The following is a 16927-nucleotide window of genomic DNA, read 5'->3' on the forward strand; positions in this document are numbered from 1 at the left end:
GCGGACGGCCCTGGGGAGCCGTCAGCGCCCGTCCGTCGCGCGGGCCAGGGAGGCCGGGCGCAGGTCCGTCCAGTGCGTCTCGACGTACTGGAGGCACAGGTCGCGGGCGGCCGGCCCGTACACGTCGCGCCAGCCCGCGGGCAGCGGGATCCACGCCGGCCACAGGGCGTGCTGGGCCTCGTCGTTGACCACCACGAGGTAGTCGTTCTCGGGGTCCTCGAACGGGTTGGTCATCGCAGTCTCTCCTTCAGGACGCGGGCCACGCGGGCGAGCGGCCCCGGGTCGGCCAGTTGGTAGTGCGCGCAGTCGACGGCGTGCTCCTCGATCCGCCCGCCGACGTACGGACGCCAGCGGGCGGGGTCGAGGCCCGAGCCGCCCTGGTCCGCGCTCGCGGTGAAGAACAGCAGGTCACCGTCGAAGTACGGGTGCGGCCCGGCGGTGATCAGGCGTTCGGCGTTGACCGCGACGCCGATCATGGCCGCGACCGTGTCCTCCTCGATCTCGCCCAGCGCCCCGCCGCCGGCCCGCAGGTGGCGCACGACGCGGTGCCGGTCGAGCGGGCCCCGGGCGTCGTGCCCGGCCAGGCGGAGCAGGAAACGCAGGGCGTCCTGCTCGTCGTCGCCGGTCTCGGGCCGCTCGCCGGGCAGCAGCGGGTAGGAGTCGAGCATGGCCAGCAGCTCCACCTCCTGCCCGTCGCGGCGCAGGCGGGCCGCCATGGCGTGCGCGACGACGCCGCCGAAGGACCAGCCGAGCAGCCGGTACGGCCCCTCCGGCCGCACCGCGCGGACGGCGTCGAGGTAGCGGGCCGCCATCTCCTCCAGGGTGCGCGGCAGCGGCTCCGGCCGGGCCAGGCCGTGCGCCTGGAGCCCGTACACCGGCGACTCCAGCAGCCCCGCGAGGCCGGTGAAGCACCAGGCGAGGCCGAACAGCGGGTGCACGCAGAACAGCGGCGGCCCGTCGCCGCCGGTCCTGATGGGCAGCAGGACGTCCAGGGCGTGACCGGGCCGGTACGGCGAGGTCAGCCGGTCGGCCAGCGCGGCGGGCGTGGGGGCCTCGAACAACGTCCTGACCGGCAGCCGGACGCCGAACTCGGCCGCGATCGCGGTCATCAGCGTCCCGGCCAGCAGCGAGTGCCCGCCCAGCTCGAAGAAGCCGTCGCCGGGGCCGGGCACGGGGACGCCCAGGACGTCGGCGAACAGCCCGGCCACCCGCTCCGCGACGCCCGCGCGCCCGCCTTCCCCGTGACCGGCCCGCTCGTGACCCGCCCGCTCGTGACCCGCCCGCTCGTGACCCGCCCGCTCGTGACCCGCCCGCTCGACCGGCCCCCAGTCCGTGCGTCCTACGGGCTCGACGCGCAGCTCGCTGAGGCGGGTGCCCGGCTCGCGCGCCACCGTCGCCAGCAGCCCGGCCAGGCTCGCGGCGACGCGCTCCGCCGCACCCCTGCTGAACAGGTCCGTCCGGTACTCGACCGTCCCCTCGCCCTCCTCCGACAGCGCCACCGCGAGGTCGAACTTGGCCGTGTCCGTCGCGACCGCCTCGGCCTCGGCCGCCGCCTCCCCCAGCGGGGCGAGCGGCCGCCCGGCCGGGTGGTAGGCCACCGCGACCTGGAACAGCGGGTGCCAGGCGGGCGACCTGGCCGGCGCGACGGCCCGCACGACCTGGTCGAACGGCACGCCGGCATGCTCGAACGCGGCCAGGTCCACCTCGCGCACCCGCTCCAGCAGCTCGGCGAAGGCGGGGTCGCCGCCGGTGTCCACGCGCAGGGCGACGGTGTTGACGAAGAAGCCCACCAGCTCGGCGAGCGCGTCGTCCGGCCGCCCGGCGACCGGCGTGCCGACCACGATGTCGGTGCCCGCGCCGAGCCCGGTCAGCAACGCCGCCACCGCCGCGTGGACCACCATGAACCCGCTGGCGCCCGTCCGGACGGCCAGCCGGGCCAGGCCCTCGCCCGCGCCGGGCGGCAGCCGGAACTCCACGACGCCGCCCGCGCCGCTCGCCGCCGCCGGGCGGGGCAGGTCGTGCGGGAGCGGCGGGCGCGCGGGCAGCCCGGCGAGCGCCCGCCGCCAGTACGCGAGCCCGTCCGGGTCCCGGTTCTCCCGCTCCCACAGGGCGTAGTCGGCGTACTGGACGGGCAGCGGCGCGAACCCGGGCACCCTTCCGGCCGCCCGCGCGCGGTAGGCGGCGGCCAGGTCGTCCCACAGCGGGCCGACCGACCACTCGTCGGCCGCGACGTGGTGGAGCAGGACGAGCAGCACGTGCTCGGCCGGGCCCTCGGCGTGCAGCCATACCCGGATCGGCAGCTCGGCGTCCAGCAGGAAGCGGTGTCCCGGGTCGCCCGGCCCCTCCCCGAACGCCAGCAGCTCCCGTGCCCGGGCCGGGTCCAGGACGCGCTGGTACGGCCCCCGCTCGTCCTCCCCGATCGTCGTGCGGAGCGCTTCGTGCCTGGTCACGACGTCCGCGACGGCCTCGCGCAGCGCGCCGGCGGACAGGGGGCCGCGCAGCCGCACGGCGAGCGGCACGTTGTAGGCGGCCGACGGCCCGTCGAGGGTGTGCAGGAACCACAGCCGGTGCTGCGCGGACGACAGCGGCACCCGCTCCCCGCGCGGCCTCGGCCGCAGCGCGGGCGGGCCGCCGGGCCGGTCCGGGGTGAGCGCGGCGGCCAGCCCGGCGACCGTGGGGGCGTCGAAGACGTCCCTGATGGTGACGGTCGCGCCCAGCTCGGCCCTGATCCTGCTGATCAGCCGGACGGCGAGCAGCGAGTGCCCGCCGAGGTGGAAGAAGTCGTCGCCGACGCCGACGCCGGTCCGGTCCAGCACCTCCTCGAAGATCTCCAGCAGCCGCGTCTCGGCCGGGCCCTCGGGCTCGCGCCGCCGCACCACGGCCCGGCGGCGGCGGGCGGGCCGGCCGGCGGCGAAGGCGGCGGGCAGGTCCAGCTCGCCGATCGGCGCGGTGGGCGCCGCCGCCACCTGCTCCAGCAGCCGCAGCAGGCCGTCGGCGACCCGCTCGGCCGCCGCCGGCTCCAGCCGGTGCTCGACGGCCGCCTCCAGCCCGCCCGCGTCGGTGAACGCGAAGGCCAGGTCGAACTTCGGGGCCGGCGGTCCAGGCTCCGGCAGCACCTCCAGCGCGGCGGGCGCGGCCCGCTGGTAGGTCACCATGACCTGGAACAGCGGGTTCCCGGCGGCCGAGCGGTCGGGGTTGACCGCCTCCACGACGCGCTCGAACGGCGCGCCGGCGTGCTCGAACGCGGCCAGGTCCGCCTCGCGCACCCGCTCCAGCAGCTCGGCGAAGGCGGGGTCGCCGCCGGTGTCCACGCGGAGGGCGACGGTGTTGACGAAGAAGCCCACCAGCTCGGCGAGCGCGTCGTCCGGCCGCCCGGCGACCGGCGTGCCGACCACGATGTCGGTGCCCGCGCCGAGCCGGGTCAGCAACGCCGCCACCGCCGCGTGCAGCACCATGAACACGCTGGTGCCGGTGCGGACGGCCAGCGCGGCCAGCGCGTCCCGCACCCCGGCGGGCACCTGGCGGACGACCGCGCCGCCCGGCCCGGACGGCGGCAGCGCGAGCCGGTCCGGCAGCCCGGCGAGGGCCTGCCGCCAGTACGCCAGGTGCGCGGGCAGCTCGGCGCCGAGCCGGTCGCGCTCCCACAGCGCGTGGTCGGCCACCTGCGCGGGCAGCGGCGCGAGCTCCGGCGCGCGACCGGCCGTCCGGGCCCGCAGCGCCTCGGCCAGGTCGGACAGCAGGGGCCCCACCGACCACTCGTCGCACGCGATGTGGTGGAGCAGCAGCGTGAGCCGGTCGCCGTCCAGCCATGCCCGCAGCGGCGGGCGGGCGGCCAGGTCGAAGACGTGGCCGAGGTCCGGCTGGCCGGCCTCGACCACCGGGTCCTCCGGTTCGAGGACCACCTGGTACGGGACGCCGTCGGCCGCGCGGTACACCGTGCGCAGGACCTCGTGGCGGCGGATCACGTCGCCCAGCGCGGCGGCGAGGGCGGCCGGGCCGACCGGCTCGGGCAGCCGCACCGCCAGGGGCACGTTGTAGGTGGCCGACGGGCCTTCCAGGGCTTGCAGGAACCACAGCCGGAGCTGCGCCGACGACAACGGCACCCGCCCCGGCCGGACCCCGGGCACCAGGGCCGCCGCCACCCCCTGCGCGGCGGGCGTCGGCGTCGCGGGGCGGCCTGCGACGCGGCGGCCAGCGCGCGGGCGAGGCCGGCCACGGTGGGCGCGTCGAACAGGGTGCGCAGCGACAGCTCCGCCCCCAGCCCGGCCCGCACCCGCGCGATCACCTTGACCGCCAGCAACGAGTGCCCGCCCAGGTGGAAGAAGTTGTCGTCCACCCCGACGGACTCCACGCCCAGCACCTCGGCGAGGATCCCGGCCAGCGCCCGCTCGGCGGCGGTGCGCGGCGCCCGCGCCCGCCGGCCGCCCGGACCGCCGGGGCCGCCGGAGCCGCCGGGGCCGGGCGCGGGCAGGGCCTTCCTGTCGACCTTGCCGTTGACCATGAGCGGCAACGCGTCGAGCGGGACGAACGCGGCGGGCACCATGTAGTCCGGCAGCCGGGCCGCGACGTGCGCCCGCAGGGTGGCGGGGTCGGTCTCCGCCCCGGTCACGTACGCGACGAGCCGCCGGTCGCCCGGCCGGTCCTCGCGGGCGACCACCGCGACCTCGCGCGCGCCCGGGCACCCGGCCAGCACCGACTCCACCTCGCCCGGCTCGATCCGGAAGCCCCGGATCTTGATCTGGCCGTCGGCGCGCCCGGCGAACTCCACCGCCCCGTCGTCGCGCCACCGGGCCAGGTCGCCGGTCCGGTACATGCGGGCGCCCGGCGGCCCGTACGGGTCGGGCACGAAACGCTCGGCGGTCAGGGCGGGCCGGTCGAGGTAGCCGCGGGCCAGGCCGGCGCCCGCCACGTACAGCTCGCCGACGACGCCGGGCGGCACCGGCCGCAGCGCCCCGTCCAGGACGTAGACCCGTTTGCCCACGTCGGGGTGGCCGATGGGGACGGTGGCGAGGGCGTCCAGGTCGCCGTGCGCGGTCCAGAGGGTGGAGTTGACCATGGCCTCGGTCGGCCCGTACGCGTCGATGACGCGGTGCCGCTTGGCCCAGCGCCTGACCAGCTCGGGCGTCACGGTCTCGGTGCCGACCAGCAGCGTGGAGCCCTCGGGCAGCGTGCGGTCGCCGGGCAGGGCCGACAGCAGCGCGGGCGGCAGCGCCAGGTGGGTGACGGCGTGGCGGGTGGCGTACTCGGTCAGCTCGGGGCCGGCGACCCGCCGCTCGGCGGGCACGACGACGAGCGTCGCGCCGGTGCACAGCGCCATGGTCAGCTCCCAGAACGCCACGTCGAACGAGATCGAGGCGAACTGCAGCACCCGGCTGCCCGGGCCGACGCCGAAACGGCGGACGGCGGTGTCCACCAGCGCGCGCACCCCCGCGTGCTCCAGGACGACGCCCTTGGGCCGGCCCGTCGAGCCGGAGGTGTAGATGACGTACACCGGATGCCGCGGCGACAGCGCGCCGCCCGGCCCGGGCGCGTCGGCGGGCTCAGGCCCATCGGCGGGCTCAGGCGCGTCGGCGGGCGTGTCGTCCATCAGCAGCGGCGTCATCGGGACGCGCCCGGCCGTCTCCCGGGTGGCCAGCAGCAGCGCGGGCCGCGCGTCGGCGAGCATCGCGGCGATCCGCTCGGCGGGCTGGGCCGGGTCGATGGGCAGGTAGGCGGCCCCGGCCTGGGCGACGGCCAGCACGCCGACCACCATCCGCAGGTCGCGGGGCAGCGCGACGGCCACGATCCGCTCCGGCCCCGCGCCGGCCGCGGCCAGCCTGGCGGCCAGCCGGCCGGCCCGCGCCGCCAGCTCCGCGTACGTCGCCGACTCGTCCTCGCAGACCGCCGCCACCGCGTCCGGCGTGGCCCTGACCTGCGCCTCGAACAGCTCGGGCAGGGTCCGGAACGGCTCGGCGGAGCCGGTGTCGTTCCAGCCGGTGAGGATGGTGTCCAGCTCGGCGGGCGTGAGCACGGGCAGCTCGCTGAGCCGCGCGCCGGGGTCGGCGGTGCCGGCCTCCAGGAGGCGGAGCAGGTGCGCGGCGTAGCGGCCGGCCGCGCCGTCCCGGTGCTCGACCAGCACCTCCAGCTCGTCGCCGCGCTCGGTGAAGGTGACGGACAGCTCGAACTTGGCCGGCCCGGGCGGCGCGGGCTCTTCCTCGGCGTCGAACCCGGCCGGCGCCCCGCTCTCCTGGTGGTAGGCGACCGCCACCTGGAACAGCGGGTTGCCGCCGGCCGCGCGTTCGGGGTTGACGGCTTCGACGACCCGGTCGAAGGGCACGTCGGCGTGGTCGAAGGCGGCCAGGTCGGCGGCCCGCACCCGCTCCAGCAGCTCGCCGAACGCGGGATCCCCGCCGGTGCCGACGCGCGGCACGACCGTGTTGACGAAGAAGCCGACCAGCTCGGCGAGGGCGTCGTCCGGCCGCCCGGCGACCGCCGTGCCGACGGGCAGGTCGGTGCCCGCGCCGAGCCGGGTCAGCAGCGCCGCGACGGCCGCGTGCGCCACCATGAACGGGGTCGTGCCGGTGCGCCGGGCCAGCTCCCGCAGCGGCGCGGCGGGGAACGCGGCGGCGGCCGTGACGCGGTCGCCGGTCCACGCCGGCAGTTCCAGGCGTTCCGGCAGGCCGGCGAGCACGCCGGTCCAGTGCCCGAGCTGCCGGTCGGCGAGGCCGGCGAGCAGGTCGCGCTGCCACAGGGCGTAGTCGGCGTACTGGACGGGCAGCGGCGCGAACGCGGGCGCCCGGCCGGCCGCCCGGGCCCGGTAGGCGGTGGCGAGGTCCTGCCACAGCGGGCCGACCGACCACTCGTCGCCCGCGACGTGGTGCAGCAGCACGGTCAGCCGGTCGCCGTCCAGCCACACCCGCAGCGGCGGCTCGGCGGCCAGGTCGAAGACGTGCCCGAGGTCGGCGGGCCCGATCACCACGGGCGGGTCCACCTCGTCCAGCACCACCTGGTACGGCTCGCCGTCCTCCTCCCGGAACACGGTCCGCAGCACCTCGTGCCGCTCCATCAGGTCGGCGACCGCCCGGCGCAGCACGCCGGGGTCCAGCCGCTCGCGCAGGCGCAGGATCAGCGGCATCGTGTAGGCGGCCGACGGGCCGTCCAGCCGGTCCAGGAACCACAGCCGCCGCTGCGCGGCCGACAGCGGCACCCGTCCGGGACGCCGCGCGGGTGCCAGGGCGGGCCGGCCGGTCCGGGAGGCCGGGGTGAGCCGGGCGGCCAGCCCGGCGGCGGTCGGCGCGGCGAACACGTCGCCGAGCGCCACCTCCGCCCCCAGGACGGACCTGATCCTCGCGGCCAGCCGCACGGCGAGCAGGGAGTGCCCGCCGAGCAGGAAGAAGTCGTCGTGCGCGCCCACCTCGCCGGCGCCCAGCACCTCGCCGAACAGCCGGCACAGCGTGCGCTCCGCCTCGCCGCGCGGCTCGCCCCCGCGCGCGGGCGCGCCGGGGAGGCCGCGCACGGCGGGCGGGCCCATGGGCGCGATCGCGAGGTCCGCGAGCGGCCGCTCGGGCCGGGCCGCCGCCTGCCGGACGATCTCCGCGAGCCGGTCGGCGAGCCCTTCGGCGGTGGCGGCGTCGAACAGGTCCGTGCGGAACTCCAGCCGCCCGCCGCCCGGCCTGAACGCGAACGTCAGGTCGAACTTGGCGACGGGCAGCTCGACCTCCTCCACCGGCAGCCCGGAGTCGCGCTCGTCGGCCACCATGACCTGGAACAGCGGGTGCCGGCCGGGCACGCGCACCGGCCGCAGCTCCTCCACCAGCAGGTCGAACGGGGTGTCGGCGTGGTCGAAGGCGGCCAGGTCGGCGGCCCGCACCCGCTCCAGCAGCTCGCTGAACGCCGGGTCGCCGCCGGTGTGGACCCGCAGCACGACCGGGTTGACGAAGTAGCCGACCAGCTCGGCGAGCGCGTCGTCCGGCCGCCCGGCGACGGGGGTGCCGACCACGATGTCGGTGCCCGCGCCGAGCCGGGTCAGCAGCGCCGCGACCGCCGCGTGCAGCACCATGAACGGGGTGCAGCCGGCGCGCCGGGCCAGCTCGTCCACGGCGTCCTGCGGCAGGGCGAAGGCGATCGTCGCGCCGTGCCGGCCGGTCTCGTCGGGGAAGGGCCGGTCCACGGGGAGGGGCAGCTCGGCGGGCAGGCCGTCGAGCGTGCGCCGCCAGTACGCCAGCTCCCTGGTGAGGCGGCCGGCCGGGTCGTCGCGTTCGCCCAGCAGCTCGCGCTGCCACAGGGCGTAGTCGGCGTACTGGACGGGCAGCGGCGCGAAGCCGGGGTCGCGGCCCGCCGCCCGGGCCCGGCAGGCGGCGGTCAGGTCGGACACCAGGGGCCGCAGCGACAGCTCGTCCCCCGCGATGTGGTGCAGCAGCACGGTCAGCCGGTCGCCGTCCAGCCACACCCGCAGCGGCGGCTCGGCGGCCAGGTCGAAGACGTGCCCGAGGTCGGCGGGGCCGGTCCCGACCGGCGGGTCCACCTCGTCCAGCACCACCTGGTACGGCTCGCCGTCCTCCTCCCGGAACACGGTCCGCAGCACCTCGTGCCGCCGCATCACGTCGCCCAGCGCCTGCGCCAGCACCGCGCGGTCCACGGGCTCGGCCAGGCGCAGCACGAACGGCATGTTGTAGGTGGCCGAGCCGCCCTCCAGCCGATCCTGGAGCCACAGGCTGCGCTGCGCGTGCGACGGCGGCACCCGGTCAGGACGCGGCCGCGGCGTCAGCGGGGGCCGCCCGGCCGCGACGCCGAGCCGGCCGCTCAGCTCGGCGACGGTCGGCGCGTCGAACAGCGTGCGCACGCCCGCCTCCGCCCCGAGGTCCGCCCGCAGCCGGCTGACCAGCCGCGCGGCGAGCAGCGAGTGGCCGCCCAGCTCGAAGAAGTCGTCGTCCACGCCCACCCGCGCCACGCCCAGAACCTCGGCGAACAGCGCGCACAGCCGCTCTTCCAGCGGCCCGCGCGGCTCCCGTCCCGCGCCGGGCCGGGCGGGGCCGGACAGGGCGGGGTCGGACAGGGCGGGGTCGGGCAGGGCGCGCCGGTCGACCTTGCCGTTGGGCAGCAGCGGCAGCTCCTCCATCAGCACGAACGCCGACGGGACCAGGTGCCGTGGCAGCACCCCCCGCAGGTACGCCAGCAGGTCGCGCTCGCCCGCCCGGCCCCGGACGTAGGCGACGAGCCGCCGCCCGCCGGCGCCGCTCCCGCGCACCGCGACCGCGGCCTCGGCCACCCCGGGGCAGGCGGCCAGCGCGGCCTCGACCTCGCCGGGCTCGATCCGGAACCCGCGGATCTTCACCTGGTCGTCGGCCCGCCCGGCGAACTCCAGCCGGCCCTCCCGCCACCGCGCGAGGTCCCCGGTCCGGTACATGCGGGCGCCCGGCGGGCCGTACGGGCAGGGCACGAACCGCTCGGCGGTCAGCCCCGGCCGCCCCAGGTAGCCGCGCGCCAGCCCGGCCCCGGCGAGGTACAGCTCGCCCGTCACGCCGGGCGGCGCCGGGCGCAGCATCGTGTCCAGCACCAGCGCGCGGACGCCGGGGACCGGCCCCGCCGTGCCGTCCTGCCTGCGCACGTAGGCGTCCACCGTGCACTCGGTGGGGCCGTACAGGTCGCGGGCGACCACGCCGGGCAGCGCGCACACGCGCCGCCACAGCGGTCCTGGCACCGCCTCGCCGCCGACCGCGATCACGGCCGGCCGGTACGGGCCGTCCTCCAGCGCGGGCAGCAGCGACGCCAGGTACGACGGCGTCACGTCCAGGTAGTCGACGCGGTGCTCGGCCAGGTACGCCGCCAGCAGCTCGGGATCCTGGTACGTGGCGTCGTCCAGGACGTGCAGCTCGTGCCCGGCGAGCATCCACAGCAGCGGGTCCACGGAGGCGTCGAACGAGAACGACGCGCTGTGCGCCACCCGCAGCCGCCGCCCGGTGGCCGCGACCGCCTCGGCGATGACGTCGGCCTCGTGCGCGGCCAGCAGGTTGGCGACCGCGCCGTGCGGCACCACGACGCCCTTGGGGCGGCCGGTGGAGCCGGAGGTGTAGATGACGTACGCCGGGTGCTCGGGACGGACGGCGGCCGGAGCCCCTGGTTCCCGCCGCGGGAGGTCGTCCAGCAGGAGCAGCCGGCCGGCCGGCACCGGCGGCAGGCCGGCGGCGGTCGCGGCGTCGGTGACGACGGCGGCGACGCGGGCGTCACCGAGCATGAGCGCGATCCGGTCGGCCGGGTAGCCGGGATCGACCGGCAGGTACGCCGCGCCGGAGCGCCACACCGCGAGCACGGCCGCCACCAGGTCCAGGCCGCGCGGCAGCGCCAGGGCCACCACGTCCTCGGGTCCGGCGCCGATCGCCCCGGCCAGCCGGTCGGCCCGCGCGGACAGCTCGGCGTAGGTGAGCGCGCCGCCCCGCGCGTCCACGACGGCCGTGGCGTCCGGCGTGGCGGCGCAGCGCTCGGCGAGGGCCCCGGCCAGGGTGCGGGCGGGAGCGGGCCCTTGCGTGCCCGCCCGCGCGCCGAGCACCTGGTCGCGCTCGTCCTCCTCCAGCAGGTCGAGCAGTCCGATCGGCCGGTCGGGGGCGGCGGCCAGCTGCTCCAGCGCGGCGGCCAGGCGGCGGGCGGCGCGCCCGGCCTCGGCCGCGGTGACCGGTCCCTCCCGGTACGACACCTCCAGGCGCAGCCGCTCCCCCGGGCGGGCGCAGACGGTGATCGGGTAGTGGGTGGCGTCGCGTTCCTCGACGCCCTCGACGACCAGGCCGCCCGTGCCGGTCAGCCCCGTCGGATGGTTCTCGAACAGCACCAGCGTGTCGAACAGCTCGCCCAGGCCCGCCGCGCCCTGGATCTCGGCCAGCCCGAGGTGCTGGTGGTCGGCCAGGCGGGCGTGGGCGTCGCGGAGCCGGGCGAGGTGCGCGGTGACCGGCTCGTGCGGGCGCAGCCGTACCCGTACGGGGAGGGTGTTGATGAGCAGGCCGACCAGGCGCTCGGCCCCCGGCAGCTCGGCCGGGCGGCCCGAGACCGTGGTGCCGAGCACCACGTCGTCGCGGCCGGTGAGCGTCCCGAGCACGAGCGCCCAGGCGGTCTGCACGACCATGCTCAGGGTGGCGCGCGAGGCGCGGGCCAGCGCGGCGAGGCGTCCGGTCAGCTCGGCGGGCAGCTCGGCGACGACCTCGCGGACCGGGCCGGGCCCGGCCGCCGGGCCGGCCACCAGGGTCGGCTCGGCGAGGCCGGCCAGGTGGTCGCGCCAGGCGGCGCGCGCGGCCTCGGCGTCCCGTCCGGCCAGCCAGGCCAGGTGGTCCTTGAACGGCGGCGCGGGCAGCGGCTCCGCTCCGCCGTACAGGTCGAACAGCTCCCGCAGCAGCAGGTGCAGCGACCAGCCGTCGAGCACCAGATGGTGGTTGGCGACGAGCAGCAGGTGCCGGTCCGGTGCCTGCCGCACCAGCGTGAACCGCACCAGCGGCGGCGCCGCCAGGTCGAACGCCGCCCGCCGGTCCCGCTCGATCACCTCCGCCGCGTCGCCGCCGGTCAGGTCCGCCTCGTCCCACCGCAGGGCGGCGCGGGCCGCGATGACCTGCACCGGCTGGCCGTTCCTGCGGCGGCGGAAGGCCGCGCGCAGCGGGTCGTGGCGGGCCAGCAGGCGCTCGGCGGCGGCGCGCAGGGCCGCCGCGTCCAGGGGGCCGCGCAGGCGCACGGTCGTGTGCACGGTGTACGGGTCTTCCTCGCCGTGCAGGGCGTGGAAGAACAGGCCCTCCTGGAGGGGGGTGAGCGGCCAGACGTCCTTGATCTTCTTGGCCTCGGGGCCGGTCACGCCAGGGTCTCCTCGAATTCGTCGAGCTCGGCCTGGTCGAGGGCGACCAGGAAGGCGCCGTCCGGCGCCGCGCCGGACCGCGCTGTGTCGCAGAGTGCGTCGAGCCACAGCTCGGACAGCTCGCGGACCAGGGGTTCGGCCAGCACGCGGGACGCCCACGTCCAGGTGCTCTCCAGCCGGGCGCCCCCGGGCCCCTCGGCCACGAACGCGTCCACGGTCAGGACGTGCGCCAGCGGCAGACCGGGATCGGCCAGGTCCAGGAAGCTCTCCGGCCCCAGGACCAGACCCCACTCGCCGGGCTCGGCCGGGAAGCGGCCGAGGAAGTTGACGCAGACGGCGGGTCTCGGCAGCCGGGCCAGGCGCGCGCCGGCCTCGGCGTCGAGGTGGCGGAGCAGGCCGTACCCGATGCCCTTGGCGGGGACGGCGGCGAGCCGCGCGGCGACCCTCGCCAGCGCGTCGGGGCCGCCGGCCGGGCCGGGATCCAGCCGGACCGGCCAGACGCTGGTGAACCAGCCCACCGTCCGCGACAGGTCCGCGCCGTCCACCACGTCCTCGCGGCCGTGGCCCTCGACGTCGAACAGCACGTCCCGGCCGCCCGGCAGGCCGCGCCCGGCCCGCTGCCCGGTCACGGCCAGGGCGAGCGCGGTGAGCACCCGGTCGAGGGTGACGCCGGGCGATGCGCCCAGCGGGGTGCTCAGGGTGAGGCGGGCGGCGCTCGCGGCCGTGTCCCGCTCGGGGTCGAGCCGCCAAGGGTCCTCCGCGCCGGTCAGGACGCCGGTCCAGTACGGCAGCTCGGCCCGCCGGTCCAGGGCGGGCAGGGCGCGGGCCCACGTGCGGAAGGAGGTGGAGCGGGCCAGGGGCGCCGCGCCTTCGTACGCCTGCGCCAGGTCCTCGGCCAGCACGCGCCAGGAGACGCCGTCCACGACCAGGTGGTGGGCGACGAGGTGCAGCCGCCGTTCCGCGTCCGGCCGCCCGCCGGCGGGGTGGCTGGACAGGACCGCGCGCAGCATCACGCCGTCGTGCGGGGCGAGCGCGGCGCGGGCGGCGGCCAGCGCCTCCGGCAGGCGCGCTCCGTCGGGCACCTCGGCCAGGAGGCCAGGGGCGGGCGGCGCGCCCGGCGGCGGCACGTGCAGGCCGCCGTCGGTGAGGCGGGCGCGGAGCAGGTCATGATGGTCCAGCAGGGTGTGGAGGGCGGCGGTGAGGCGGGCGCGGTCCACGTCGGGCGGCAGGCGGAGGGTGATGGACTGCGCGAAGTGCGCGGTGCTCGCGGCGTCGCCGCGCTCGCGCAGCCAGCCCATGATCGGGGTGGCGGGCACGTCCCCGAGCGCCGCCTCCACCGCCTCCGCGACTCCTGCTGCCCCCGCGACTCCCACTGCCCCCGAGGCTCCGGCGGCTCCCGAGGCTCCGGCGGCTTCGGCGGTCCCTCGGGTGGACGCGGCGGCGAGGGCTCGGGCGGTGCCGAGCTCCAGAACCTGCCCGGCGGTGATCGCCAGGCCGGCGCGGCGGGCCCGGCCGACCAGGTGGAGGGCGAGGATGCTGTCCCCGCCGAGGGCGAAGAAGTCGTCGGTCGGGCTGACGGCGGGCAGGCGCAGCACGTCGGCGATGAGCGCCGCCACCACCCCCTCCGTTGCCGCCGCGGGAACCCCGGCGGCCTCGGCCGGCGCCCGGCCCGTAGGCGGCGGGGCGGGCAGGGCGCGGCGGTCGAGTTTGCCGCTGGCGGTCAGCGGGACCGTCCCCAGCTCGACGAACACGGCCGGCACCAGGTGCGCGGGCAGCCGCGCCGCCACGTACGCCCGCAGCCCGTCCCGGTCGACGCCCTCCGGCCCCGCCGGCACGACGTACGCGACCAGCCGGTTGACGCCGGGCCGGTGCTCCTGCGCGGCGACCACCGCCTGCCGCACCCCCGGATGTCCCGCGAGCACGGCCTCGATCTCGCCCGGCTCGACCCGGAACCCCCGGATCTTGATCTGGTCGTCGGCCCGCCCCGCGTACTCGATCACCCCGTCCGGCCGGCGGCGCGCCAGGTCGCCGGTGCGGTACATGCGGCTGCCCGGCGGCCCGAACGGGTCCGGCACGAAGCGCTCGGCGGTCAGCCCCGGCCGTCCCAGGTAGCCGCGCGCCAGTTGCACCCCGCTGATGTACAGCTCGCCCGACGCCGCCGGGCGCAGGTCCCGGTCCAGCACGTGGATGCCGGTGTTCCAGACCGGCCGCCCGATCGGCACCGGTTCGTCCTCGCCGGGATGGCATGCCCAGAACGTCACGTCCACCGCGGCCTCGGTGGGCCCGTACAGGTTGTGCAGCTCGCACCCGGGCAGCGCGGCGTGGAACTCGGCGGCCAGCCCGGCGGGCAGGGCCTCGCCGCTGCAGACGACCCGCCGCAGCCCGCCGCAGCGCGCCGCGTCGGGGTCGGCCAGGAACGCCCGCAGCATGGACGGCACGAAGTGCGCGGTCGTCACCCGCTCGCGCCGGATCAGCCCGGCCAGGTAGGCGGCGTCGCGGTGCCCGCCGGGCTCGGCGACCACCAGCGTGGCCCCGGCGGTCAGCGGCCAGAAGAACTCCCACACCGACACGTCGAAGCTGGACGGCGTCTTCTGCAGCACCCGGTCCTCGCCGGTGAGGCGGTATTCGGCCTGCATCCAGCGCAGCCGGTTGACGATGGCCTCGTGCGGCACGACCACGCCCTTGGGGCGGCCGGTGGAGCCGGAGGTGTAGATCACGTACGCCGGGTGGCGGGGGTCGACCGGCACGCCGGGCGCGGGCCGCCCGCGCGGGTCGACGTCCACCTCGCGCAGCGTCACCACCGGCGCGGCGTCGGCCAGCATGAACGCGATCCGCTCAGCCGGGTAGCCGGGGTCCACCGGCAGGTACGCGGCCCCGGTCTTCAGCACCGCGACCAGCGCCACGACCAGCTCGATCGAGCGCGGCAGCGCCACCGCGACGACCTGTTCGGGCCCCGCGCCCCGCGCCCGCAGCCGGGCGGCCAGCTCCGAGGCGGCCCCGTCCAGCTCGGCGTAGGTGAGGGTGCGCGCACGGAAGCGCAGCGCGGGCCGGTCGGGGGTGGCCGCCGCCTGGGCCTCCATCAGCCCGGTCAGTGTCAGGTCCGGGTTCCGCGTCACTGCGCCGGCTCCAGCACGGAGGAGGCGAGCGAGTCGACGATCTCCCCGGCGCGCACGGCCGTGGTGGACAGCAGCGTCGCGGTGAGCCCGTGTGTGTGCTCGGTCGCGCCCTGGAGGTAGATGCCGCAGGTCAGCTCGGGCGTGGTGCGGACCCGGTGGTCGCGGTCCACCAGCAGCGCGCCGTGCTCGTCGCGCAGGCAGTAGCGGCCGGCCGCGCCGAGCAGGTCCAGCGGGTCCACCGGGCGGTAGCCGGTCGCGTAGACGACGACGTCCGCGCGCAGCTCCTCGACCTCGCCGCTGACCAGCGACCGGACGTGCACGCGCACCTCGTCGGGACGGGTCTCCAGGCCGACGGCGCGCGACAGGTTGAGCACCCGCAGCCGCTCGACGCCGGCGACCTTCTCCCGGTACGCCCGCCCGAACAGCTCCTGGAGCAGGTCGAGGTCCACGACCGAGTAGTTGGTGTTGGCGTGGTAGTCCATGATCATGCGCTTGACCTCGTGGGGGGCGTCGTAGAAACGGTCCACGGCGGCCGGGTCGAAGACGCTGTTGGCGAAGGGGCTGTCGTCGGCGGGGCTGTAGCCGTACCGGGAGAAGACGGCGCAGACCTGGGCGGAGGGGAAGCTGCTGTGCAGGTGCTCGACCACCTCGGCGGCGCTCTGCCCGGCGCCGACCACCACGAACCTGCGCGGCCGCTCGACCGGCAGGTCCGCCAGCCGGTGCATCAGCTCCTGGCTGTGCCACACCCGCTCGCCCGCCACCACGCCCTGGGGCAGGACGGGCCGGAGGCCGGCGGCCAGCACGACGTTGCGCGCCCGGTAGGTGGTCAGCTCGCCGCGCTGGGCGACGATGTCGAGGTGGGCGACGGTGCCGCCGTCGTGGACGGGCTGGATGGTGACCGCCTCGGCGCCGTAGGACACCTGGTGCTCGAAGCGGGCCGCCACCCACTCCAGGTAGTCGTGGAACTCCAGGCGCGTGGGGTACATCGTCTTCTGGTTGATGAAGTCGGCGAGCCGGCCCTTGGCGTGCAGGTAGCTGACGAAGCTGTGGGGGCTCGCCGGGTTGCGCATGGTGACGAGGTCCTTCAGGAAGGACACCTGCATGGTCGCGCCCTCGATGAGCATGCCCCGGTGCCAGCCGAACGACGGCTGCCGCTCCAGGAACAGGGCCGACAGCGCCGGTGAGCGCGGCTCGGACAGCGCGACGGCGAGGGCGAGGTTGGACGGGCCGAAGCCGATTCCGACGAGGTCGTAGGCCGGGGTCACCACTGAGGAAGGTCCTCCTGCGTACGCGGGTACACCATCAGGGCCGCCGTCTTGTGCGGCATCGTCACCTCTCCCGTCCGGACGAACCCGGCGGCGGTGAACGCCCGCACGGAGGGCTCGTTGCGGACGTCCGGCTCGGCCACGACGCGGGTGCAGCGTCCGTCGGCCGCGAGCAGGCCCTCGGCGACGGCGCGGAGCAGCGTGCGGCCGAGGCCGCGGGCGAGGTTGCGCTCGTCGCCGATGGCGATGTGCACGCCGAGGTCGTGCGGCCGGTACGGGTACAGCGGCGCCAGCCGGTCCCGCAGCACCCGGTACAGCTCCAGGTAGGCGACCGGTTCACCGTCCAGGTGGGCCAGGCACGGCCGGGAGTGCTCGCCCTCCGCCTGGCGGGCGATCTCCCGCGCCCACCGCTCGTACGGCCAGGCCTGGTCCCAGGGGGCGGCCACGTGCGGCCGGTTCATCCAGTCGTGCACCACGGCGACGGCTTCGGCGCCCGGCTCGATGGGGGCGACCCGCCAGCCGTCCCTCAGCGAGGGGATCGGCGGCGCGCCGACCTCCTCCACGTACACGTCCACTCGTCCTCCTGAAGTTAGGTATGCCTTACCTAAGCTGAGAGCCACGCACAACAAAACATCGATTGCGTGAAGCCGTCAAGCCGCGACGGGGGGCCGCTCTTCAGTCAACGGGTAGGGAATGTTAGGTTAGCCTCGCCTTAGCGACAACGATCTCTTGCGAGGAGC

General features: G+C 77.2%; 6 protein-coding genes. All 6 read right to left on the reverse strand.

All coding sequences use genetic code 11. The annotated features are described in order from the left end of the window. Positions 1–21: 21 nt before the first annotated feature. From MF672_RS45140 to MF672_RS45165, 6 genes are read right to left on the reverse strand one after another with little or no spacing between them, the layout of a single operon-like run. Positions 22–234, reverse strand: a complete 213-nt coding sequence (locus MF672_RS45140) for an MbtH family protein (protein ID WP_242380149.1) — start codon at positions 232–234, stop codon at positions 22–24. Further along, complete coding sequence (locus tag MF672_RS45145) at positions 231–4076, reverse strand: condensation domain-containing protein (RefSeq protein ID WP_247815828.1); 3846 nt, start codon at positions 4074–4076, stop codon at positions 231–233. The genes MF672_RS45140 and MF672_RS45145 overlap by 4 nt, the downstream gene beginning before the upstream one ends. Then, the gene (locus tag MF672_RS45150; protein WP_247815777.1) at positions 3962–11806 is read right to left on the reverse strand and encodes a non-ribosomal peptide synthetase; all 7845 of its coding nucleotides are present in this window, start codon (positions 11804–11806) and stop codon (positions 3962–3964) included. The genes MF672_RS45145 and MF672_RS45150 overlap by 115 nt, the downstream gene beginning before the upstream one ends. Beyond that, entirely contained in the window at positions 11803–14922 is a 3120-nt protein-coding gene (locus tag MF672_RS45155; RefSeq protein WP_242381681.1) for a non-ribosomal peptide synthetase, read from the reverse strand. The genes MF672_RS45150 and MF672_RS45155 overlap by 4 nt, the downstream gene beginning before the upstream one ends. Continuing rightward, positions 14919–16190, reverse strand: a complete 1272-nt coding sequence (locus MF672_RS45160; RefSeq protein ID WP_242381682.1) for a lysine N(6)-hydroxylase/L-ornithine N(5)-oxygenase family protein — start codon at positions 16188–16190, stop codon at positions 14919–14921. The genes MF672_RS45155 and MF672_RS45160 overlap by 4 nt, the downstream gene beginning before the upstream one ends. Beyond that, positions 16184–16762, reverse strand: a complete 579-nt coding sequence (locus tag MF672_RS45165) for a GNAT family N-acetyltransferase (RefSeq protein WP_242381683.1) — start codon at positions 16760–16762, stop codon at positions 16184–16186. The genes MF672_RS45160 and MF672_RS45165 overlap by 7 nt, the downstream gene beginning before the upstream one ends. Between the last annotated feature and the right edge of the window lie 165 nt (positions 16763–16927).

The sequence above is a fragment of the Actinomadura luzonensis genome, assembly GCF_022664455.2.
Taxonomy (GTDB): Bacteria; Actinomycetota; Actinomycetes; order Streptosporangiales; family Streptosporangiaceae; genus Nonomuraea; species Nonomuraea luzonensis.

Excerpts from the sequence above, each read along its gene's own strand:
- MF672_RS45140 (WP_242380149.1), bottom strand. The coding sequence starts at position 234 with ATGACCAACCCGTTCGAGGACCCCGAGAACGACTACCTCGTGGTGGTC.